The sequence below is a fragment of the Nioella ostreopsis genome, from assembly GCF_004000255.1.
GTDB lineage: Bacteria > Pseudomonadota > Alphaproteobacteria > Rhodobacterales > Rhodobacteraceae > Nioella > Nioella ostreopsis.
Genome location: NZ_RCIQ01000001.1, coordinates 1 through 17,682 on the forward strand (window position 1 = coordinate 1; position 17,682 = coordinate 17,682).

Genomic DNA, 17,682 nt, shown 5'->3' on the forward strand with positions numbered 1-17,682 from the left:
GTGTCGAAGATCCTCGCATAAGCGACAGGATCACCAGGACTAACGGAAAGGCCCGCTCAAATGAGCGGGCCTTTTTGATTGGGACGCGGCCCGGACAGCGACGGGGTCATCTGAACGTTAGCGCATTGCCGACGCACGCGGGGGCGATCCGAACAGTAGGTGATGCCACTTTATCCAGGCCAAACCCGCAAACGCTCACAATGTCGCGCTTCCCTCACCAAATCGCCTCCGCGTCGGGGCGCGTCGGCAATGCGCGGCGGCTTCGCCTTGATTCCGCGCCCGGTGCCTGCAACTGGTTGGGCAACGGAAGGTGGTGGAAATCCCCAACTTTCCCCTTGCCCCATCCCCCCATCCCCTGTACATCGCGCGGGTTCGCTGATGCGGACTGCTTGAGAAGCGGGATTCGGTCCCGCTTTTTGAGTTCGACGAGGGCCGGGGGAATGAGCCGCCGGTCGTCCTATCAACTCCAAGCCTGAAAGGGCGAATGACATGCAAAGTCAGAACATTCGTATCCGGCTCAAGGCGTTTGACTATCGTGTGCTGGATGCCTCCACGCAAGAGATCGTCAACACCGCCAAGCGGACCGGCGCGCAAGTTCGCGGACCGATCCCGCTGCCGAACAAGATCGAGAAATTCACGGTTCTCCGTGGCCCCCATGTTGACAAGAAGAGCCGGGACCAGTGGGAAATCCGTACCCACAAGCGCCTGCTCGACATCGTTGACCCGACCCCGCAGACCGTGGACGCGCTGATGAAGCTCGACCTCGCGGCCGGCGTCGACGTTCAGATTTCGGTCTAAGGAGGGCAATCAGATGCGCTCTGGATTGATCGCCAAGAAGGTAGGCATGACCCGCCTGTTCATGGAAGACGGCAAGCAGATTCCTGTGACCGTTCTTCAGCTTGATAACCTGCAGGTCGTGTCGCAGCGCACCTCCGAGAAGGATGGCTATTCGGCCGTTCAGCTCGGCGCGGGCACCCCGAAGGTCAAGCGCGTTTCCAAGGCCATGCGCGGTCACTTCGCCGGTAACGGCGTGGCCCCCAAGCGCAAGCTGGCCGAATTCCGCGTGACCCCGGACAACCTGATCGAAGTGGGCGCCGAACTGTCGGCCGAACACTTCCTCGAAGGCCAGAAGGTCGACGTGTCCGGCACCTCGATCGGTAAAGGCTTCGCCGGTGCCATGAAGCGGCACAACTTCGGTGGTCTGCGCGCCTCTCACGGCGTGTCGATCAGCCACCGGTCGCACGGCTCCACCGGTCAGTGTCAGGACCCGGGCCGCGTGTTCAAAGGCAAGAAGATGGCCGGCCACATGGGCGCCGTGCGCGTCACCACCCAGAACCTGGAAGTCGTCAAGACCGATGCAGACCGCGGTCTGATCATGGTCAAGGGCGCCGTTCCAGGATCGAAGGGTGGCTGGGTCACCATCAAGGATGCCGTGAAGAAGAAACTGCCCGATGGCGTTCCGTTCCCCGCAGCCGTGAAATCGGCCGCCGTGGACGCGCCGGTCGAGGCTCCTGCTGAAGGAGCGGAAGAATGAAACTTGATGTAATCAAGCTCGATGGCGGTTCTGCCGGTACCGTGGATCTGGACGAAGCGCTCTTCGGCCTGGAACCGCGCGCCGACATCCTGCACCGCGTCGTTCGCTGGCAGCGCAACAATGCGCAGGCCGGCACCCACAAGGTGAAGACCCGGTCGGAAACCAGCTACTCGACCAAGAAGATCTACCGTCAGAAGGGCACCGGTGGCGCACGCCACGGGGACCGGAACGCGCCGATCTTCCGCAAGGGTGGTGTCTACAAGGGCCCGACCCCGCGTAGCCACGGCCACGACCTGCCGAAGAAGTTCCGCAAGCTCGGCCTGCGTCACGCCCTGTCCGCAAAGGCGGCAGCGGGTGAACTGGTCGTTCTGGACAGCATCTCGATGGACGTCGCAAAAACCTCCGTTCTGGCCAAGCAGGTCAAGGAACTGGGTTGGAAGCGCGCGCTGATCATCGACGGCGCCGACGTGGACGCAAACTTCGCCAAGGCCGCGCGCAACATCGAGGGTCTCGATGTTCTGCCGACCATGGGCGCAAACGTCTATGACATCCTCAAGCGTGACACCCTGGTGATCACCAAGGCGGGTGTCGAAGCACTGGAGGCTCGACTGAAATGAGCGCGAAGCCCGAACATTACGATGTGATCCGCAAGCCGGTCATCACCGAAAAGTCGACCATGGCGTCCGAAAACGGCGCGGTTGTTTTTGAGGTGGCGATTGACGCGAACAAGCCCCAGATCAAGGAAGCGGTGGAAAGCCTCTTCGGCGTGAAGGTGAAGGCGGTCAACACCACCATCACCAAGGGTAAAACCAAGCGGTTCCGCGGCCAGCTCGGCAAGCGGAAGGACGTGAAGAAGGCCTATGTGACCCTCGAAGAGGGCAACACAATCGACGTATCGACCGGCCTCTGATCATCTGGTCACTATGATTGAGGGAACCCTCGGCGAAAGCCGGGGGTTTTCTTGTTTTGGGGATGCCCCATATGGTTTGGGGGATCGGACGAAGGGGTTATGATTATGTCGAGCGGCCAAGCCGAACTGCATTTCCTGTGCGGAAAGATCGCGGCGGGGAAATCGACCTTGTCAAAGGCATTGGCGGCAGAGCATCGCGCGGTGGTGCTGTCAGAGGACGAGTGGCTGCCGCTGCTCTACCCTGACGAACTGGTGACGATCCCCGATTATGTGCGCTGTTCCATACGGTTGAAAAAGGTTGTGGGGCCGCTGGTGCGCGACTTGCTGGCAGCGGGGGTGAGCGTGGTGCTGGATTTCCCGGCCAACACGGTCGAGCAGCGCCGATGGATGAAGGAGCTGGCCGACAGCACTGGTGCACCGCACACCCTTCATTACCTCGACGTTTCGGATGAGGTCTGCAAGGCCCGCCTAAAAGCGCGCAATGCAGGCGGCGAGCACCCGTTCGAAGTGACGGATGAGCAGTTCGAGAAGATCACCAGCCACTTCGTGCCGCCGAGCGAGGGGGAAGGGTTCAGGATGGCGGTGCATTGAGCTTAGGGCATGGGCTCGGAGCGGAATCAAGGTCGTAGGCCGCCGCTCGATTGCCAGACTGCCCCCCGGGCTGGTGATTTGGTTGAGGTCAGCGCAACGCTTTGACGCTCCGAGGAGTTGTAGAGATAAACTGCGCCCCATAGATGTTGCTTCGCCATCCTGCGGTCTGTCGATCCCAAGGCGCGCTCCATTTGTCATCTACGGTGCTTGACCCCACCCCCCGAACCCCCTAAGAGACCCCATCGGCAAGGCCCCGGATTCGTCCGGGGCTCTGCTTTTGTCCGCAAGGACATTCACGACGGGCACCTACGGGGGCCTATAACATCAGGGTTTCGCGGCAACTGCTGCATGACCCGCACAGAAAACGGAAGACAGTAAACATGGCACTCAAGTCGTATAAGCCGACGACGCCGGGCCAGCGTGGGCTGGTTCTGATCGACCGTTCGGAGCTGTGGAAAGGACGTCCTGTCAAGGCCCTCACCGAGGGTCTGACGAAGTCGGGCGGCCGGAACAACACCGGACGGATCACGATGCGCCGCCGCGGCGGTGGGGCAAAGCGCCTCTATCGCATCGTCGATTTCAAGCGGAACAAGTTCGACGTCACCGCGACCGTCGAGCGGATCGAATATGACCCCAACCGGACCGCGTTCATCGCCCTGGTCAAGTACGAAGACGGCGAGCAGGCCTATATCCTCGCTCCGCAGCGTCTGGGACTTGGCGACAAGGTGATCGCCTCGGCCAAGGCCGACATCAAGCCCGGTAACGCGATGCCCTTCTCGGGTATGCCGATCGGTACCATCGTCCACAATATCGAACTGAAGCCCGGCAAGGGTGGCCAGATCGCACGCGCCGCGGGCACCTATGCCCAGTTCGTCGGCCGTGACGGTGGCTACGCCCAGATTCGCCTGTCCTCGGGCGAGCTTCGCCTCGTGCGTCAGGAATGCATGGCCACCGTTGGTGCCGTGTCGAACCCGGACAACTCGAACCAGAATATCGGTAAGGCCGGTCGCAACCGCCACAAGGGCATCCGCCCCTCTGTGCGTGGTGTCGTGATGAACCCGGTCGATCACCCCCATGGTGGTGGTGAAGGCCGGACCTCTGGCGGCCGTCACCCGGTTACCCCCTGGGGCAAGCCGACCAAAGGGGCTCGTACCCGCAACAAGAACAAGGCGTCGTCGAAGCTGATCATCCGCTCGCGTCACGCCAAGAAGAAAGGGCGCTAATCCATGTCGCGTTCCGTCTGGAAAGGTCCTTTTGTCGACTCTTACGTCCTCAAGAAGGCCGAGAAAGCCCGCGAGTCGGGCCGCAACGAGGTCATCAAGATCTGGTCGCGCCGTTCCACCATCCTGCCCCAGTTCGTGGGCCTTACCTTCGGCGTCTACAATGGCAAGAAGCATATCCCGGTGAACGTCACCGAGGACATGATTGGCCAGAAGTTCGGTGAATATTCGCCGACGCGGACCTATTACGGTCACGCGGCCGACAAGAAAGCGAAGAGGAAGTAAGCCATGGGCAAGGATAAGAATCCCCGCCGCGTGGCGGATAACGAGGCGATGGCCAAGCTGCGCATGCTGCGCACCAGCCCGCAGAAGCTGAACCTCGTCGCACAGATGATCCGTGGCAAGTCCGTGGACAAGGCTCTGGCCGATCTGACCTTCTCGCAGAAGCGGATCGCACAGGACGTGAAGAAGTGCCTGCAGTCCGCGATTGCCAACGCCGAGAACAACCACAATCTCGACGTGGACGAACTGGTCGTTGCCGAAGCCTATGTCGGCAAGAACATGGTCATGAAGCGCGGTCGCCCGCGTGGCCGTGGCCGCTTTGGCCGGATCGTGAAGCCGTTTTCGGAACTCACCATCAAGGTGCGTCAAGTTGAGGAGCAAGCCTAATGGGTCACAAGGTTAATCCGATTGGCATGCGCCTGCAGGTGAACCGCACCTGGGACAGCCGCTGGTATGCCGATACCAAGGACTACGGGAACCTCCTGATGGAGGACATCAAGATCCGTGAGTTCATCCACGAAGAGTGCAAGCAGGCGGGCGTGTCCCGTGTGATCATCGAACGTCCGCACCGCAAGTGCCGCGTCACCGTTCACACCGCGCGTCCGGGCGTGATCATCGGCAAGAAAGGCGCCGATATCGAAACCCTGCGCAAGAAGCTCGCGTCGATGACCGCGTCGGAATTGCATCTCAACATCGTTGAGATCCGCAAGCCCGAGCTGGATGCTGCCCTGGTGGCAGAATCCATCGCGCAGCAGCTGGAACGTCGTGTGTCCTTCCGTCGTGCCATGAAGCGCGCCGTGCAGAACGCCATGCGCATGGGTGCCCTGGGCATCCGCGTGAACGTTGCCGGCCGTCTGGGTGGCGCAGAGATCGCACGGACCGAATGGTATCGTGAGGGCCGTGTGCCGCTTCACACCCTTCGCGCCGACATCGACTATGCACATGCCGAGGCGTCCACGCCCTACGGCATCATCGGCATCAAGACCTGGATCTTCAAAGGCGAAATCATGGAGCACGATCCCGCTGCCCGTGACCGTCGCCACGCTGAAGCCCAGGAAGGTGGCGGACCGCGTCCTCAGGGCGGTGGCCGCGGCCGTCGTGATCGCTAAGGAGTAGAAGAAAATGCTGCAACCGAAGCGCACAAAATTCCGCAAACAGCACAAGGGCCGCATTCGCGGTGAAGCGAAGGGCGGGTCTGACCTGAACTTCGGCACCTTCGGCCTGAAGGCGCTGCAACCCGAGCGGGTCACCGCCCGTCAGATCGAAGCCGCCCGTCGGGCCATGACGCGTCACATGAAGCGTCAGGGTCGTGTCTGGATCCGGATCTTCCCCGATCTGCCCGTGACCTCGAAGCCCGTCGAAGTTCGGATGGGTAAAGGTAAAGGGTCCGTCGATTACTGGGCCTGCAAGGTCAAGCCCGGCCGGATCATGTTCGAGATCGACGGCGTGTCCGAGCCGATCGCCCGCGAGGCCCTGCGCCTGGCTGCGATGAAGCTGCCGATCAAGACCCGCACCGTGGTCCGCGAAGACTGGTAATTGGTGGGCAAACTGCCCACCCTACGATATCAAAACCCCCGTCGAGCGATCGGCGGGGGTTTTCCTTTTGCTACGATCCGGTTTGCGCGAGCCGTTTGACGTTGAGCGGGGCCAAGGCGGTTCGAACCGCCTTCCAACCCGATTTCGAAATCGGGTCAAAGCGCCTTCGAAGGCGCTTCCCCGCGTGCCCCTATCGGTCCCCGAACATATCCCCCAAGCCGCCAAGCACGGATCCCTCGCCCTTGCTGCCGCCCGGCATCGCGGCGCGCATGATGCGGTCGGCGAGGCGCGAGAAGGGCAGGCTTTGCAGCCAGACGGTGCCGGGGCCTTTCAGGGTGGCAAGGAAGAGCCCTTCACCCCCGAAGACCATGGATTTCAGGTTTCCGGCGCGCTCGATATCGTAGCCGACACTGCCATCCATCGCGGCCAGGCACCCGGTATCGACGCGCAGGGTCTCGCCCGCCGCAAGCTCGCGCTTGATGACGGTGCCGCCCACGTGGATGAAGGCCATTCCGTCGCCGTTCAGGCGCTGAAGGATAAAGCCTTCGCCACCGAAAAACCCGACGCCGAGCTTCTTCTGAAACGCGATACCCGTGGTGGTGCCGAAGGCGGCGCAGAGGAAGGCATCCTTCTGGCAGATCAGTTCGCCCCCGATCTCGGCCATATTCACCGGGATGATCTTGCCGGGATAGGGGGCCGCGAAGGCCACGCGCTTCTTGCCCTGCCCGTTATTGGTGAAATGGGTGAGGAAGATGGATTCCCCCGTCAGCACCCGTTTGCCGACATTGAGCAGCGAATTCATGATCCCGCCCGAGGGCCGCGCGCCATCGCCCATGCGGCTTTCGAAATCGATGCCATCTTCCAGGTAATTCATCGCTCCGGCCTCGGCGATCACCTTTTCGCCGGGGTCAAGCTCCACCTCGACGATCTGCATGTCGTCGCCAAACACCTCATAGTCGACCTCGTGGCATTGCATCGGAAAATTCCTTTTTGGTTGCGGAAAATATCGTCCAGCCGAGAATTGACGCCGCGCGGGCGAGGGTCAAGTGTCCTGTGCGGGGAACAGGCTATGGCGGCTTGATGCGCCGCGCTCAGCTCAGCAGCAGGGCCGCGCAACGCAGCGCGCGTTTCACTCCCACCGGTAGTTGAAACTGACCGAGATCCGTTCCTCTTCGGCCATGTTCATCGGCACCTCGTGGCGCAGCCAGCTTTCCCAGAGCAGCACATCGCCCACATCCGGTTTCACATAGATGAAGGTCTTCAGCTCCTCCCGCGCGCCTTTGAGCCGCGCAGGGGCGGCCATCATCCGGCCTGACCGCGGGTCCTCCAGCTTCAGGGCGCTGGCCCCGTCTGGCATCGCCACATAGGTGGTGCCGGAAATGACGGAATGCGGATGCAGGTGGCTCGAATGCATGCCGCCCTCGGGCAGGATGTTGATCCACAGATCCTCCAGCACCAGCTGGCGGCCATCGAGATCGAATTCCAGATCTTCGGCGAAGGCCGCGACGTGCTGGTCGAGCACCTTCACCAGATCGGCGAAGATCGGAAAGCGCCAGGGCAGGTCGGTGAGCGACGCGTAGGAGGTATAGCCGGGATAGCCATTCTCCTCGCACCATTCCTGTCCCGCCTCGTCATCTTCGGCGATCACGATGCAGGAATTGTCCAGTTCCTGCGGGTCGATTTCAGGGGCGAACTCCGACAGGCGGGCGCGGTACAGGCGGGTCACGAAGAGGGAGGATATCTGGGGCATGTGCTGCTATTACTCCACCACAAAGAGCTATGCGAGGGGGCAGATTGCCAGAGGGAGCAAGAGTTGGAAACTCCCCCTTGCCCTTCACGGCCCATACCCCTATAGAGCGGCATCTGCCGAGTCCCCGGGTCCCCCCGGGGATTCGTCGTTTGTCATATAACCACCAGGGCCAAGGTTACCCTCAGCAACCCGAGGCGCCTTCTGGTGATTGTAAGAAAAGGAAAAGGCGATGAACGCCCAGGAACTGCGTGACAAGACGCCGGATCAACTCCGGGAAGAGCTTGCCAATCTGAAGAAAGAGGCCTTCAACCTGCGCTTCCAGCAGGCCACCGGCCAAATCGAGAACACCGCGCGTATGCGCAACGTGCGCCGCTCTGCGGCCCGCGTTCTGACGATCCTGAACGAAAAAGCGGCTGCTGCCGCGGCGGAGGCGTAAGACAATGCCCAAACGTATCCTTACCGGCACCGTCACCAGCGACAAGAACGAACAGACCGTCACCGTGTCTGTCGAACGCCGCTTCAAGCACCCCGTGCTGCAGAAGACCATCCGTAAGTCCAAGAAGTACCGGGCTCACGATGCCAACAACACTTTCAAAACCGGCGACACCGTCCGTATCCAGGAATGTGCACCGATTTCGAAGTCGAAACGCTGGGAAGTGATCGCGAACTAAGCGATCTCCTTTCAGATTGAACGAAACCCTGGGGGAATTAACAAGACCAGCCCCCACAGGTCGGGAGAAACCACATGATCCAGATGCAGACCAATCTGGATGTCGCTGACAACTCCGGCGCTCGCCGGGTGCAGTGCATCAAGGTCCTGGGTGGTTCCAAGCGTAAATACGCCTCCGTCGGCGACATCATTGTCGTCTCGGTGAAGGAAGCCATCCCGCGCGGCCGCGTGAAGAAAGGGGACGTCCGCAAGGCCGTCGTCGTGCGCACCGCCAAGGAAGTTCGCCGTGAAGACGGCACCGCCATCCGCTTTGACCGCAACGCCGCCGTGATCCTGAACAACGCAGGTGAGCCGGTCGGTACCCGTATCTTCGGGCCGGTCGTGCGCGAACTGCGTGCCAAGAACTTCATGAAGATCATCTCGCTCGCCCCGGAGGTGCTGTAAGATGGCTGCTAAGCTGAAAACCGGCGACAAGGTCGTCGTGCTGGCCGGCAAGGACAAGGGCAAGGAAGGCACCATCGCCTCCGTCGACCCCAAGGCCGGCAAAGCCGTCGTGGACGGCATCAACATGGCAATCCGCCATACCCGTCAGAGCCAGACCGACCAGGGCGGCCGCCTTCCCAAGGCAATGCCGATCCAGCTGTCGAACCTCGCGCTGATCGACGCAAACGGCAAACCGACCCGCGTTGGCTTCCGCATGGAAGGCGACAAGAAGGTCCGTTACGCCAAGACCACGGGGGACGTGATCGATGCTTGATTCCGCAAACTACACCCCGCGTCTGAAGGCCGCCTACAAGGACAGCATCCGTGCTGCCATGAAGGAAGAGTTCGGCTACAAGAACGACATGCAGATCCCGCGCCTGGACAAGATCGTCCTGAACATCGGCTGCGGGGCCGAAGCGGTTCGCGATTCCAAGAAGGCCAAGTCGGCCCAGGAAGACCTGACCGCCATCGCTGGCCAGAAGGCTCTGACCACGAAGGCCTCCAAGTCGATCGCCGGTTTCCGGGTTCGTGAAGGCATGCCGCTCGGCGCCAAGGTCACCCTGCGCGGCGACCGCATGTACGAATTCCTCGATCGCCTGATCACGATTGCAATGCCCCGCATCCGCGACTTCCGCGGCGTGTCGGGCAAGTCCTTCGACGGCCGTGGCAACTACGCCATGGGCATGAAGGAACATATCGTGTTCCCCGAGATCAACTTCGACAAGGTCGATGAGGTCTGGGGCATGGATATCGTGATCACCACCACCGCGGGTACCGACGCGGAAGCTAAGGCGCTGTTGAAGCATTTCAACATGCCGTTCAACAGCTGAGCCGCGGAGAGGAAGTAGAACATGGCTAAGAAAGCAATGATCGAACGCGAACTGAAGCGGGAACGTCTGGTGGCACAATATGCCGTCAAGCGCGCCGCGCTGAAGGAAATCGCGAATGATGAAGAGCGGCCGATGGAAGAGCGCTTCAAGGCGCGCCTGAAGCTGGCGAAACTGCCGCGCAACAGCTCGGCCACTCGCCTGCACAACCGTTGCCAGCTGACCGGTCGCCCCAAGGCGTATTACCGCAAGCTGAAAATGTCGCGGATCAAGCTGCGTGACCTGGCCTCGAACGGCCAGATCCCCGGCATGGTCAAGTCGAGCTGGTAAGGAGGGTTTGACATGATGAACGATCCTATCGGTGATATGCTGACCCGTATCCGCAACGCCCAGATGCGTGGCAAGTCGACCGTGTCGACCCCGGCATCGAAGCTGCGCGCATGGGTTCTGGATGTGCTGGCCGACGAAGGCTATATCCGCGGCTACGAACGTGGCACGGATGCAAATGGCCATCCCACCATCGAAATCAGCCTCAAGTACTATGAAGGCGAGCCTGTGATCCGCGAAGTCAAGCGCGTGTCCAAGCCCGGCCGTCGCGTGTACATGAGCGTCAACGACATCCCGCAGGTCCGTCAGGGCATGGGTGTTTCCATCGTCTCCACGTCCAAGGGCGTGATGTCGGATGCAGCTGCACGTGGCGCCAATGTTGGCGGCGAAGTGCTCTGCACCGTGTTCTAAGGAGGTTTGGCAATGTCTCGTATTGGTAAGAAACCGGTCGAGCTGCCGTCGGGTGTTTCGGCATCCGTCTCCGGCCAGACCGTTGAAGTGAAGGGGCCGAAAGGCACCCGCACGTTCACCGCAACCGACGATGTGACGATCACCGTTGAAGACAATGCCGTGTCGGTCACCCCGCGCGGCAAGTCCAAGCGGGCCCGTCAGCAGTGGGGCATGTCCCGCACCCAGGTCGCCAATCTGGTGGCCGGTGTGACCGAAGGCTTCAAAAAAGAGCTGGAGATCCAGGGTGTAGGTTACCGCGCGCAGATGCAGGGCAATGTCCTGAAACTGTCGCTCGGCCTGTCGCATGACGTGAATTTCGAGGTTCCGGCCGGGGTCACCGTGACCGCGCCGAAGCCCACCGAAATCATCGTTGAAGGCATCGACCAGCAAGAGGTCGGCCAGGTTGCAGCAAACATCCGCGAATGGCGCAAGCCCGAGCCCTACAAGGGCAAAGGCATCCGCTACAAGGATGAGTATATCTTCCGCAAGGAAGGCAAGAAGAAGTAAAGGCGCGAAAAATGGCAAACAGCAAAAAAGTCCTGTTCCAGAAACGCCGCCTGCGCGTCCGGAACAAGCTGCGGGCAACCGCGAATGGGCGTCCGCGCCTGTCGGTGCACCGTTCGAACAAGAACATCAGCGTTCAGCTGATCGACGACGTGAATGGCGTCACCCTGGCATCTGCCTCCACCATGGAGAAAGATCTGGGCGTGGTCGGCCAGAACAACGTCGAAGCAGCCACCAAGGTGGGCGCGGCCATTGCCGAGCGTGCCAAGGCCAAAGGCGTCGAAGAGTGCTACTTCGACCGTGGCGGCTTCCTCTTCCACGGCAAGGTGAAGGCACTGGCCGACGCTGCGCGTGAAGGTGGTCTGAAGTTCTAAGACCTCTCAAGGGTCTTTTGCAGGCGGCGCCTTGCGGTGCCGCCTCGATGATCGGGGGGTCGATTCAGGCCCACTTCGATTGACACAAACCGGCGTGCAGGGCGCGCCACCAGGATAAGGATGCCATCAATGGCAGAACGTGAAAACCGCGGGGGCCGTGGCCGCCGTCAGGAACGGGAAGAAACGCCCGAATTCGCAGATCGTCTGGTTGCGATCAACCGGGTCTCCAAGACCGTTAAAGGTGGTAAGCGCTTTGGCTTCGCAGCCCTCGTGGTTGTGGGCGACCAGCGTGGCCGCGTCGGTTTCGGCAAAGGCAAGGCCAAAGAGGTGCCCGAGGCGATCCGCAAGGCGACCGAGCAGGCCAAGCGTCAGCTGATCCGTGTGCCGCTGAAGGAAGGCCGCACCCTGCATCACGACGTCAAGGGCCATCACGGTGCCGGCAAGGTGACCATGCGCACCGCTCCGGAAGGCACCGGAATCATCGCCGGTGGTCCGATGCGCGCCGTGTTCGAGATGCTGGGTGTCAAGGACGTGGTTGCCAAGTCGACCGGGTCCCAGAACCCCTACAACATGATCCGCGCCACGCTGGACGGTCTCCGCAACGAGTCCTCCCCGCGTATGGTTGCGGCACGCCGTGGCAAGAAAGTGGCCGACATCCTGCGCAAGCCGGAAGCAGACGCTGCCGCTCCCGAAGCCGCTGAAGCAGCTGAATCGTAAGGAGACGCACCCATGGCAAAAACCATCGTCGTCAAGCAGATCGGCTCCCCGATCCGCCGCCCCGCCATCCAGCGCCAGACGCTGATCGGCCTGGGCCTGAACAAGATGCACAAGACCCGCGAACTGGAAGACACCCCTTCCGTCCGTGGCATGATCGCCAAGATCCCGCATATGGTCGAAATCATCGAAGAGCGCGATTAAGCCGCCCTGAGAGATTAGAGAAGCGCCCCGGTCGACAGGCCGGGGCGTTTTTTTGTTCACGGACGCCTGTCAGTGAAGCTGACCCCAAGCCGCGCCAACCGGTCATCGACGAAATCCCGCTCCTCGGATGTCAGCCGCTGATGCCGGGGATAGACGGGGTCTTCGCGGTCCTGGCAAATGGGCATGTCCCAGCCGTGGGTTGTGGCGAAGAAACGGTCTGCCCCCTCGGCCCCGAATTCCCGCAGATAGCCCTGCACCACCACATCCAGATAGCTTTGCAGCAGGACATGGTCGCCTGCTTCTTCTATATGATCCGCGCTTGCGCGGTAGATCTGGATGTCGGGCAGGGGCGGGTGGTCATGGCGGATCTCCATCACGGGAAGCCGGTGATAGGCGCGTTCCCGTTCATCCAGCGCCACCCAATCGGCCCCCGGCACGGCGGCGATCAGCCCGTCGATCTCTTCGCCATGGGCCTCGACCGCCGTCAGGAAGGCCACGCGGCGCAGCTTTGATTTCTTCCATTCGCGCGCCCATCCCGTCACCGTCGCTTTCGCAGCGCGGGGATAGGCATGGGTGGATCGGTTGACGAGGCTGCCGTAGCCAAAAAAGAAAGGGTCTGACATGGGCTAAGAAATGCCCGCGTATGCGGTTGCATGCAAGGGCTTGCCGGAATCAAAAAGATCGGTATTCTGCCCCTCGTTCAAGCAGGGAGAATCCGGCCGCGTGCCGGTGCCGAAGGAGCAACCGCCCCGGTAAACTCTCAGGCAACAGGACCTGCTGGACATCTGAACTCTGGAGAGAGGCGCATATCGCGTCCGCCGAAGGGATAACGATCTCAGGCGAAAGGACAGAGGGGGCATCGTGACATGCGGTTTACGCATGTTTTGACGATGCCGGGCCAGCCCCGGTCAAGCAAAGGGGAGGCCGCATGAGCGATCTGAAACACCTGCCGCTGAAGGCGCTGCACGAGGCGCAGGGCGCCAAGATGGTGCCGTTCGCCGGCTATGAGATGCCGGTGCAGTTTGCCGCCGGGGTCATGGCGGAACACTTGCACACACGCGAAAAGGCGGGGCTCTTTGACGTCAGCCATATGGGGCAGGTTCTGCTGCCGCTGTCGGCGGATGCGGCGCTCGAAACCCTCGTGCCAGCCGATGTGATCGGGCTGAAGGAAGGCCGCCAGCGCTACGGCCTGTTTACCAATGACGCGGGCGGGGTGCTGGATGACCTGATGATCGCGCGGCGGGCGGGGGACCTGTTCTTGGTCGTCAATGCCTCGCGCAAGGACCATGACATCGCCCATATGCGCGCCGCTATCGACGGCGTCGAGGAAGTGACTGACCGCGCGCTGATGGCGCTGCAGGGGCCGCTTGCCGAAACCGCGCTGAAGCGGATGGTGCCCTCGGTTGCGGAGATGAAGTTCATGGACGTGGCGCAGGTCGCGTGGAACGGCGTGGAGCTGTGGATCTCCCGCTCGGGCTATACCGGCGAGGATGGGTTCGAGATTTCCGTGCCTGCCGATGCCGCCGAAGGTTTCGCAAGCGCGCTGCTGGCAATGGACGAGGTCATGCCAATTGGCCTCGGTGCCCGCGACAGCCTGCGGATGGAGGCGGGAATGCCGCTCTATGGCAATGACCTAGCCGAGGATATTTCGCTGATCGAAGCGGGTCAGGCCTGGGCCGTGAACAAAGCACGCCGCGCGGGCGGCGACCGTGAGGGCGGCTTCCCTGGGGCAGAGCGCATTCTTGATGAAATGCAGAACGGCGCCCCCCGCCGTCGCGTGGGCCTGCGCCCCGAAGGCCGTGCGCCGATGCGTGGCGGCGTGGCGCTCTTTGACGCGGCTGAAGGCGGCACCCAGATCGGCGTAATCACCTCTGGCGGCTTTGGCCCGTCGGTCGGTGCGCCGATTGCCATGGGGATCATCGACAGCGCCGTGCCCGCCGACATTACCCTTTATGGCGAAGTCCGCGGCAAGCGCCTGCCCGCCGCGCAGACCGACCTGCCATTCCACAAACCCGATTACAAACGCTGATCCAACAATAGGGAGAGACCCGATGAAATTCACCGAAGAACATGAATGGCTGCGCGCCGATGGCGATATCGTGACCGTGGGCATCACCGAACACGCGGCGACCGCCCTTGGCGATGTGGTGTTCGTGGAACTGCCAGAGGCCGGCACCCAGGTGGCCAAGGATGACGATATCGTGGTGATCGAATCCGTGAAAGCGGCCTCCGACATCATGGCGCCGCTCGATGGTGAAATCGTGGAAGTGAACGACGCGCTGGCCGACACCCCCGGCATGGTCAATGACGACCCCATGGGCGAGGCGTGGTTCTTCAAGATCAAGGCGACCGACCTCTCGCAGATGGACGAGTATATGGACGAAGACGCCTACAAAGAGATGATCGACTGAGGAGAGACCCAGATGGCCTTCACCCCCACGGATTACAAACCCTACGACTTCGCCAACCGCCGCCACATCGGCCCTTCGCCCTCGGAAATGGCGGAGATGTTCGAGGTGTTGGGGGTGAAGGATCTGGACGAGCTGATCGACCAGACCGTTCCGGCCAGCCTGCGGCAGGAGAAGCCCCTCGATTTCGGCAAGCCGATGTCAGAACGGCAGTTGCTTTATCACATGCGGCAGGTGGCCAAGAAGAACAAGGTCTTCTCCACCATGATCGGGCAGGGCTTTTACGGCACCGTCTGCCCGCCCGCGATCCAGCGCAATGTGCTGGAAAACCCGGCCTGGTACACGGCCTATACGCCCTATCAGCCCGAGATTTCGCAGGGGCGTCTAGAGGCGCTGCTGAACTACCAGACCATGGTGACGGACCTGACCGGTCTGGATATCGCCAATGCCTCGCTGCTCGATGAGGCAACGGCGGCGGCTGAGGCCATGACCATGGCGCAGCGCGTGTCGAAATCGAAGGCAACGGGCTTCTTCGTCGATGAAAACTGCCACCCGCAGAACATCGCCGTAATGAAAACCCGCGCGGCACCCTTGGGCATCGAGATCATCGTCGGTAGCCCCGACGATCTGGATCCTGACGCCGTCTTCGGCGCGGTGTTCCAGTATCCGGGCACCTATGGCCATGTGCGCGACTTCACCGACGAGATCTCCCGCCTGCACGAGGCCAAGGCCATCGGGATCGTCATCGCTGACCCGCTGGCGCTGACCGTGCTGAAGGAACCGGGCGCCATGGGGGCGGATATCGCCGTGGGATCGACGCAGCGCTTTGGCGTGCCCATGGGCTTTGGTGGTCCGTCGGCGGCCTATATGGCCTGCAAGGACGCCTACAAGCGGAACATGCCGGGCCGGATCGTGGGTGTGTCCATCGACGCGCAGGGCAACCCCGCCTACCGTCTGTCGCTGCAAACCCGCGAGCAGCATATCCGCCGCGAAAAGGCCACGTCGAACGTCTGCACCGCACAGGCGCTGTTGGCGAATATGGCCAGCTTCTACGCCGTGTTTCATGGTCCCGAGGGTCTCAAGGCCATCGCGCAGCGGGTGCATCGCAAGACCGTGCGCGTGGCGCGGGGGCTGGAGGAAAAAGGCTACAAGGTCGAGCCTGAAAGCTTCTTCGACACGATCACCGTGGATGTCGGCCCGCTGCAGGGCGCGATCATCGACGCGGCCCGGCGCGAGCGGATCAATGTCCGCAAGATCGGTCAGACGCGGATCGGGATCTCGCTGGACGAAACAACGCGGCCTGCAACCATCGAACGGCTCTGGCGGGCCTTCGGTATCCACGACCGCAAGGCCGGTCTGACCGAGGAATATCGCATCCCCGATGCGTTGCTGCGTCAGTCAGAGTATCTGACCCACCCAATTTTCCACCTCAACCGGGCGGAAACCGAGATGATGCGCTACATGCGTCGTCTGGCGGACCGGGACCTGGCACTGGATCGCGCGATGATCCCGCTCGGGTCGTGCACCATGAAGCTCAACGCCGCGGCAGAGATGATGCCGATCACCTGGCCCGAGTTTTCCAACATGCACCCGTTCGCCCCGGCGGATCAGGCTGAGGGATATGCGGAACTGGCCAAGGACCTGTCGGCGCAGCTCTGCGAGATCACCGGCTATGACGCGATGAGCCTGCAACCCAATTCGGGCGCACAGGGGGAATATGCGGGCCTGCTGACGATCCAGGCCTATCACCGCGCCAATGGGCAGGGAGATCGCAATATCTGCCTGATCCCGGTGTCGGCTCACGGCACCAACCCGGCCTCGGCGCATATGTGCGACATGAAGGTCGTGGTGGTGAAGTCGGCAGACAACGGCGATATCGACGTGGAGGATTTCCGCGCCAAGGCCGAGGCGGCGGGCGACAAGCTGGCGGCCTGCATGATCACCTATCCTTCCACACATGGCGTGTTCGAGGAAACGGTGCGCGAGGTTTGCCAGATCACCCATGATCACGGTGGTCAGGTCTATATCGACGGGGCCAACATGAACGCCATGGTGGGTCTGGTACGCCCCGGCGATATCGGCGGTGACGTCAGCCACCTGAACCTGCACAAGACCTTCTGCATCCCGCATGGCGGTGGTGGCCCCGGCATGGGCCCCATCGGCGTCAAGGCGCATCTGGCCCCGCATCTGCCGGGCCACCCGGAAACGGGCGGAACCGAAGGCCCGGTCAGCGCCGCGCCGCTTGGCTCTGCCTCGATCCTGCCGATCTCCTGGGCCTATATCCTGATGATGGGCGGCGAGGGGCTGACGCAGGCGACCAAGGTGGCGATCCTCAACGCCAACTACATCGCCAAGCGGTTGGAAGGGGCCTATGACGTGCTCTTCAAAGGCAAGGGCGGGCGCATCGCCCATGAATGCATCCTCGACACCCGGCCCTTCGCGGACAGCGCCCATGTGACCGTCGATGACATCGCCAAGCGGCTGATGGACAACGGCTTCCACGCGCCGACGATGAGCTGGCCGGTCGCGGGCACGCTGATGGTGGAGCCGACGGAGTCCGAAACCAAGGCCGAACTGGACCGTTTCATCACAGCGATGCTGTCGATCCGCGACGAGATTGCGGCGATCGAAAAGGGCGAGATGGACGCCGAGAACAACCCGCTCAAACACGCGCCACACACGGTGAATGCGCTGATCGGGGACTGGGACCGGCCCTATAGCCGCGAGCAGGGCTGTTTCCCGCCGGGAAGCTTCAGGGTCGATAAATACTGGCCGCCAGTGGGTCGGGTGGACAACGCCTATGGCGACCGGCATCTGGTCTGCACCTGCCCGCCGCTGGAGGACTATCTCGACGCGGCAGAATGAATCAAGGAAGGCGCCGGCACCCCCGGCGCCTTT

27 protein-coding genes and 1 riboswitch are annotated in these 17,682 nt (G+C 62.0%); of the genes, 24 read left to right on the top strand and 3 right to left on the bottom strand.

The features are described 5' to 3' along the window. Positions 1–489: 489 nt before the first annotated feature. From rpsJ to rplP, 10 genes are all read left to right on the top strand, one after another. Positions 490–798, top strand: a complete 309-nt coding sequence (gene rpsJ / locus EP237_RS00005) for a 30S ribosomal protein S10 (RefSeq protein ID WP_035248435.1) — start codon at positions 490–492, stop codon at positions 796–798. Between the two features lie 13 nt (positions 799–811). Beyond that, the gene (gene rplC, locus EP237_RS00010; protein ID WP_127556828.1) at positions 812–1,534 is read left to right on the top strand and encodes a 50S ribosomal protein L3; all 723 of its coding nucleotides are present in this window, start codon (positions 812–814) and stop codon (positions 1,532–1,534) included. Next, on the top strand, positions 1,531–2,151 hold the full coding sequence (rplD, locus tag EP237_RS00015; RefSeq protein ID WP_127556830.1) for a 50S ribosomal protein L4: 621 nt from the start codon (positions 1,531–1,533) through the stop codon (positions 2,149–2,151). Before rplC ends, rplD begins: the two co-directional genes overlap by 4 nt. Then, positions 2,148–2,444 carry a 50S ribosomal protein L23 gene (locus EP237_RS00020; RefSeq protein WP_127556832.1) on the top strand — a complete coding sequence of 99 codons (297 nt, stop codon included), beginning with the start codon at positions 2,148–2,150 and terminating at the stop codon, positions 2,442–2,444. Before rplD ends, EP237_RS00020 begins: the two co-directional genes overlap by 4 nt. A 105-nt stretch (positions 2,445–2,549) precedes the next feature. Beyond that, positions 2,550–3,035, top strand: coding sequence for a P-loop nucleotide/nucleoside kinase family protein (locus tag EP237_RS00025; protein WP_127556834.1), 486 nt, complete (start codon positions 2,550–2,552; stop codon positions 3,033–3,035). 380 nt (positions 3,036–3,415) lie between these two features. Then, entirely contained in the window at positions 3,416–4,258 is an 843-nt protein-coding gene (rplB, locus tag EP237_RS00030; RefSeq protein WP_127556836.1) for a 50S ribosomal protein L2, read from the top strand. Positions 4,259–4,261: 3 nt separating this feature from the next. Next, positions 4,262–4,540, top strand: coding sequence for a 30S ribosomal protein S19 (rpsS, locus tag EP237_RS00035; RefSeq protein ID WP_127556838.1), 279 nt, complete (start codon positions 4,262–4,264; stop codon positions 4,538–4,540). 3 nt (positions 4,541–4,543) lie between these two features. After that, entirely contained in the window at positions 4,544–4,924 is a 381-nt protein-coding gene (rplV, locus tag EP237_RS00040) for a 50S ribosomal protein L22 (RefSeq protein WP_071688953.1), read from the top strand. Next, positions 4,924–5,646 carry a 30S ribosomal protein S3 gene (gene rpsC / locus EP237_RS00045; protein WP_127556840.1) on the top strand — a complete coding sequence of 241 codons (723 nt, stop codon included), beginning with the start codon at positions 4,924–4,926 and terminating at the stop codon, positions 5,644–5,646. The genes rplV and rpsC overlap by 1 nt, the downstream gene beginning before the upstream one ends. 13 nt (positions 5,647–5,659) lie before the next feature. Beyond that, positions 5,660–6,073, top strand: coding sequence for a 50S ribosomal protein L16 (gene rplP / locus EP237_RS00050; protein ID WP_127556842.1), 414 nt, complete (start codon positions 5,660–5,662; stop codon positions 6,071–6,073). A 190-nt stretch (positions 6,074–6,263) separates the two neighbouring features. On the opposite strand, the gene EP237_RS00055 is transcribed toward rplP, so the two are convergent. Beyond that, the gene (locus EP237_RS00055; protein ID WP_127556844.1) at positions 6,264–7,049 is read right to left on the bottom strand and encodes a TIGR00266 family protein; all 786 of its coding nucleotides are present in this window, start codon (positions 7,047–7,049) and stop codon (positions 6,264–6,266) included. Positions 7,050–7,202: 153 nt separating this feature from the next. Continuing rightward, entirely contained in the window at positions 7,203–7,823 is a 621-nt protein-coding gene (locus EP237_RS00060; RefSeq protein ID WP_127556846.1) for a 2OG-Fe(II) oxygenase family protein, read from the bottom strand. A gap of 229 nt (positions 7,824–8,052) precedes the next feature. Between EP237_RS00060 and rpmC the strand changes: the two genes are divergently transcribed. From rpmC to rpmD, 11 genes are all read left to right on the top strand, one after another. Beyond that, positions 8,053–8,259, top strand: coding sequence for a 50S ribosomal protein L29 (gene rpmC, locus EP237_RS00065; RefSeq protein WP_127556848.1), 207 nt, complete (start codon positions 8,053–8,055; stop codon positions 8,257–8,259). A gap of 4 nt (positions 8,260–8,263) precedes the next feature. Then, a complete protein-coding gene (gene rpsQ, locus EP237_RS00070) occupies positions 8,264–8,494 on the top strand; it encodes a 30S ribosomal protein S17 (RefSeq protein WP_127556850.1) in 231 nt (76 codons plus the stop codon). Between the two features lie 74 nt (positions 8,495–8,568). After that, positions 8,569–8,937 carry a 50S ribosomal protein L14 gene (gene rplN / locus EP237_RS00075; RefSeq protein WP_007427594.1) on the top strand — a complete coding sequence of 123 codons (369 nt, stop codon included), beginning with the start codon at positions 8,569–8,571 and terminating at the stop codon, positions 8,935–8,937. Position 8,938: 1 nt separating this feature from the next. Then, complete coding sequence (gene rplX, locus EP237_RS00080) at positions 8,939–9,250, top strand: 50S ribosomal protein L24 (protein ID WP_071688946.1); 312 nt, start codon at positions 8,939–8,941, stop codon at positions 9,248–9,250. Continuing rightward, entirely contained in the window at positions 9,243–9,806 is a 564-nt protein-coding gene (gene rplE, locus EP237_RS00085) for a 50S ribosomal protein L5 (RefSeq protein ID WP_127556852.1), read from the top strand. The genes rplX and rplE overlap by 8 nt, the downstream gene beginning before the upstream one ends. A gap of 21 nt (positions 9,807–9,827) precedes the next feature. Further along, positions 9,828–10,133 (top strand): 30S ribosomal protein S14, encoded by a 306-nt coding sequence (gene rpsN / locus EP237_RS00090; RefSeq protein ID WP_127556854.1) that lies wholly within the window; start codon positions 9,828–9,830, stop codon positions 10,131–10,133. 15 nt (positions 10,134–10,148) lie between these two features. After that, positions 10,149–10,541: a 30S ribosomal protein S8 gene (rpsH, locus tag EP237_RS00095; protein ID WP_127557757.1), complete on the top strand. Its 393-nt coding sequence runs from the start codon at positions 10,149–10,151 to the stop codon at positions 10,539–10,541. 12 nt (positions 10,542–10,553) lie between these two features. Further along, positions 10,554–11,087, top strand: a complete 534-nt coding sequence (gene rplF / locus EP237_RS00100; RefSeq protein WP_127556856.1) for a 50S ribosomal protein L6 — start codon at positions 10,554–10,556, stop codon at positions 11,085–11,087. 11 nt (positions 11,088–11,098) lie between these two features. Then, a complete protein-coding gene (rplR, locus tag EP237_RS00105; RefSeq protein ID WP_127556858.1) occupies positions 11,099–11,458 on the top strand; it encodes a 50S ribosomal protein L18 in 360 nt (119 codons plus the stop codon). 129 nt (positions 11,459–11,587) lie between these two features. Then, positions 11,588–12,175, top strand: coding sequence for a 30S ribosomal protein S5 (gene rpsE / locus EP237_RS00110; protein WP_127556860.1), 588 nt, complete (start codon positions 11,588–11,590; stop codon positions 12,173–12,175). 12 nt (positions 12,176–12,187) lie between these two features. Continuing rightward, entirely contained in the window at positions 12,188–12,376 is a 189-nt protein-coding gene (gene rpmD, locus EP237_RS00115; RefSeq protein ID WP_071688940.1) for a 50S ribosomal protein L30, read from the top strand. Between the two features lie 56 nt (positions 12,377–12,432). Here rpmD and EP237_RS00120 read toward each other — a convergent pair whose 3' ends face one another. Beyond that, on the bottom strand, positions 12,433–12,999 hold the full coding sequence (locus EP237_RS00120; protein ID WP_127556862.1) for a gamma-glutamylcyclotransferase family protein: 567 nt from the start codon (positions 12,997–12,999) through the stop codon (positions 12,433–12,435). Positions 13,000–13,072: 73 nt separating this feature from the next. Beyond that, positions 13,073–13,162, top strand: a riboswitch (glycine riboswitch). Between the two features lie 142 nt (positions 13,163–13,304). On the opposite strand from EP237_RS00120, the gene gcvT reads away from it, so the two are divergent. The 3 genes from gcvT to gcvP are packed head-to-tail and all read left to right on the top strand — an operon-like array spanning position 13,305 to position 17,649. After that, positions 13,305–14,405, top strand: coding sequence for a glycine cleavage system aminomethyltransferase GcvT (gcvT, locus tag EP237_RS00125; RefSeq protein WP_127556864.1), 1,101 nt, complete (start codon positions 13,305–13,307; stop codon positions 14,403–14,405). 22 nt (positions 14,406–14,427) lie between these two features. Beyond that, on the top strand, positions 14,428–14,787 hold the full coding sequence (gene gcvH / locus EP237_RS00130; RefSeq protein ID WP_071688937.1) for a glycine cleavage system protein GcvH: 360 nt from the start codon (positions 14,428–14,430) through the stop codon (positions 14,785–14,787). 12 nt (positions 14,788–14,799) lie between these two features. Next, on the top strand, positions 14,800–17,649 hold the full coding sequence (gene gcvP / locus EP237_RS00135) for an aminomethyl-transferring glycine dehydrogenase (RefSeq protein ID WP_127556866.1): 2,850 nt from the start codon (positions 14,800–14,802) through the stop codon (positions 17,647–17,649). Positions 17,650–17,682 lie beyond the last annotated feature (33 nt).

Coding starts and splice junctions, on each gene's coding strand:
- rpsJ (WP_035248435.1), top strand. CDS start 490: ATGCAAAGTCAGAACATTCGTATCCGGCTCAAGGCGTTTGACTATCGT.
- rplC (WP_127556828.1), top strand. CDS start 812: ATGCGCTCTGGATTGATCGCCAAGAAGGTAGGCATGACCCGCCTGTTC.
- rplD (WP_127556830.1), top strand. CDS start 1,531: ATGAAACTTGATGTAATCAAGCTCGATGGCGGTTCTGCCGGTACCGTG.
- EP237_RS00020 (WP_127556832.1), top strand. CDS start 2,148: ATGAGCGCGAAGCCCGAACATTACGATGTGATCCGCAAGCCGGTCATC.
- EP237_RS00025 (WP_127556834.1), top strand. CDS start 2,550: ATGTCGAGCGGCCAAGCCGAACTGCATTTCCTGTGCGGAAAGATCGCG.
- rplB (WP_127556836.1), top strand. CDS start 3,416: ATGGCACTCAAGTCGTATAAGCCGACGACGCCGGGCCAGCGTGGGCTG.
- rpsS (WP_127556838.1), top strand. CDS start 4,262: ATGTCGCGTTCCGTCTGGAAAGGTCCTTTTGTCGACTCTTACGTCCTC.
- rplV (WP_071688953.1), top strand. CDS start 4,544: ATGGGCAAGGATAAGAATCCCCGCCGCGTGGCGGATAACGAGGCGATG.
- rpsC (WP_127556840.1), top strand. CDS start 4,924: ATGGGTCACAAGGTTAATCCGATTGGCATGCGCCTGCAGGTGAACCGC.
- rplP (WP_127556842.1), top strand. CDS start 5,660: ATGCTGCAACCGAAGCGCACAAAATTCCGCAAACAGCACAAGGGCCGC.
- EP237_RS00055 (WP_127556844.1), bottom strand. CDS start 7,049: ATGCAATGCCACGAGGTCGACTATGAGGTGTTTGGCGACGACATGCAG.
- EP237_RS00060 (WP_127556846.1), bottom strand. CDS start 7,823: ATGCCCCAGATATCCTCCCTCTTCGTGACCCGCCTGTACCGCGCCCGC.
- rpmC (WP_127556848.1), top strand. CDS start 8,053: ATGAACGCCCAGGAACTGCGTGACAAGACGCCGGATCAACTCCGGGAA.
- rpsQ (WP_127556850.1), top strand. CDS start 8,264: ATGCCCAAACGTATCCTTACCGGCACCGTCACCAGCGACAAGAACGAA.
- rplN (WP_007427594.1), top strand. CDS start 8,569: ATGATCCAGATGCAGACCAATCTGGATGTCGCTGACAACTCCGGCGCT.
- rplX (WP_071688946.1), top strand. CDS start 8,939: ATGGCTGCTAAGCTGAAAACCGGCGACAAGGTCGTCGTGCTGGCCGGC.
- rplE (WP_127556852.1), top strand. CDS start 9,243: ATGCTTGATTCCGCAAACTACACCCCGCGTCTGAAGGCCGCCTACAAG.
- rpsN (WP_127556854.1), top strand. CDS start 9,828: ATGGCTAAGAAAGCAATGATCGAACGCGAACTGAAGCGGGAACGTCTG.
- rpsH (WP_127557757.1), top strand. CDS start 10,149: ATGAACGATCCTATCGGTGATATGCTGACCCGTATCCGCAACGCCCAG.
- rplF (WP_127556856.1), top strand. CDS start 10,554: ATGTCTCGTATTGGTAAGAAACCGGTCGAGCTGCCGTCGGGTGTTTCG.
- rplR (WP_127556858.1), top strand. CDS start 11,099: ATGGCAAACAGCAAAAAAGTCCTGTTCCAGAAACGCCGCCTGCGCGTC.
- rpsE (WP_127556860.1), top strand. CDS start 11,588: ATGGCAGAACGTGAAAACCGCGGGGGCCGTGGCCGCCGTCAGGAACGG.
- rpmD (WP_071688940.1), top strand. CDS start 12,188: ATGGCAAAAACCATCGTCGTCAAGCAGATCGGCTCCCCGATCCGCCGC.
- EP237_RS00120 (WP_127556862.1), bottom strand. CDS start 12,999: ATGTCAGACCCTTTCTTTTTTGGCTACGGCAGCCTCGTCAACCGATCC.
- gcvT (WP_127556864.1), top strand. CDS start 13,305: ATGAGCGATCTGAAACACCTGCCGCTGAAGGCGCTGCACGAGGCGCAG.
- gcvH (WP_071688937.1), top strand. CDS start 14,428: ATGAAATTCACCGAAGAACATGAATGGCTGCGCGCCGATGGCGATATC.
- gcvP (WP_127556866.1), top strand. CDS start 14,800: ATGGCCTTCACCCCCACGGATTACAAACCCTACGACTTCGCCAACCGC.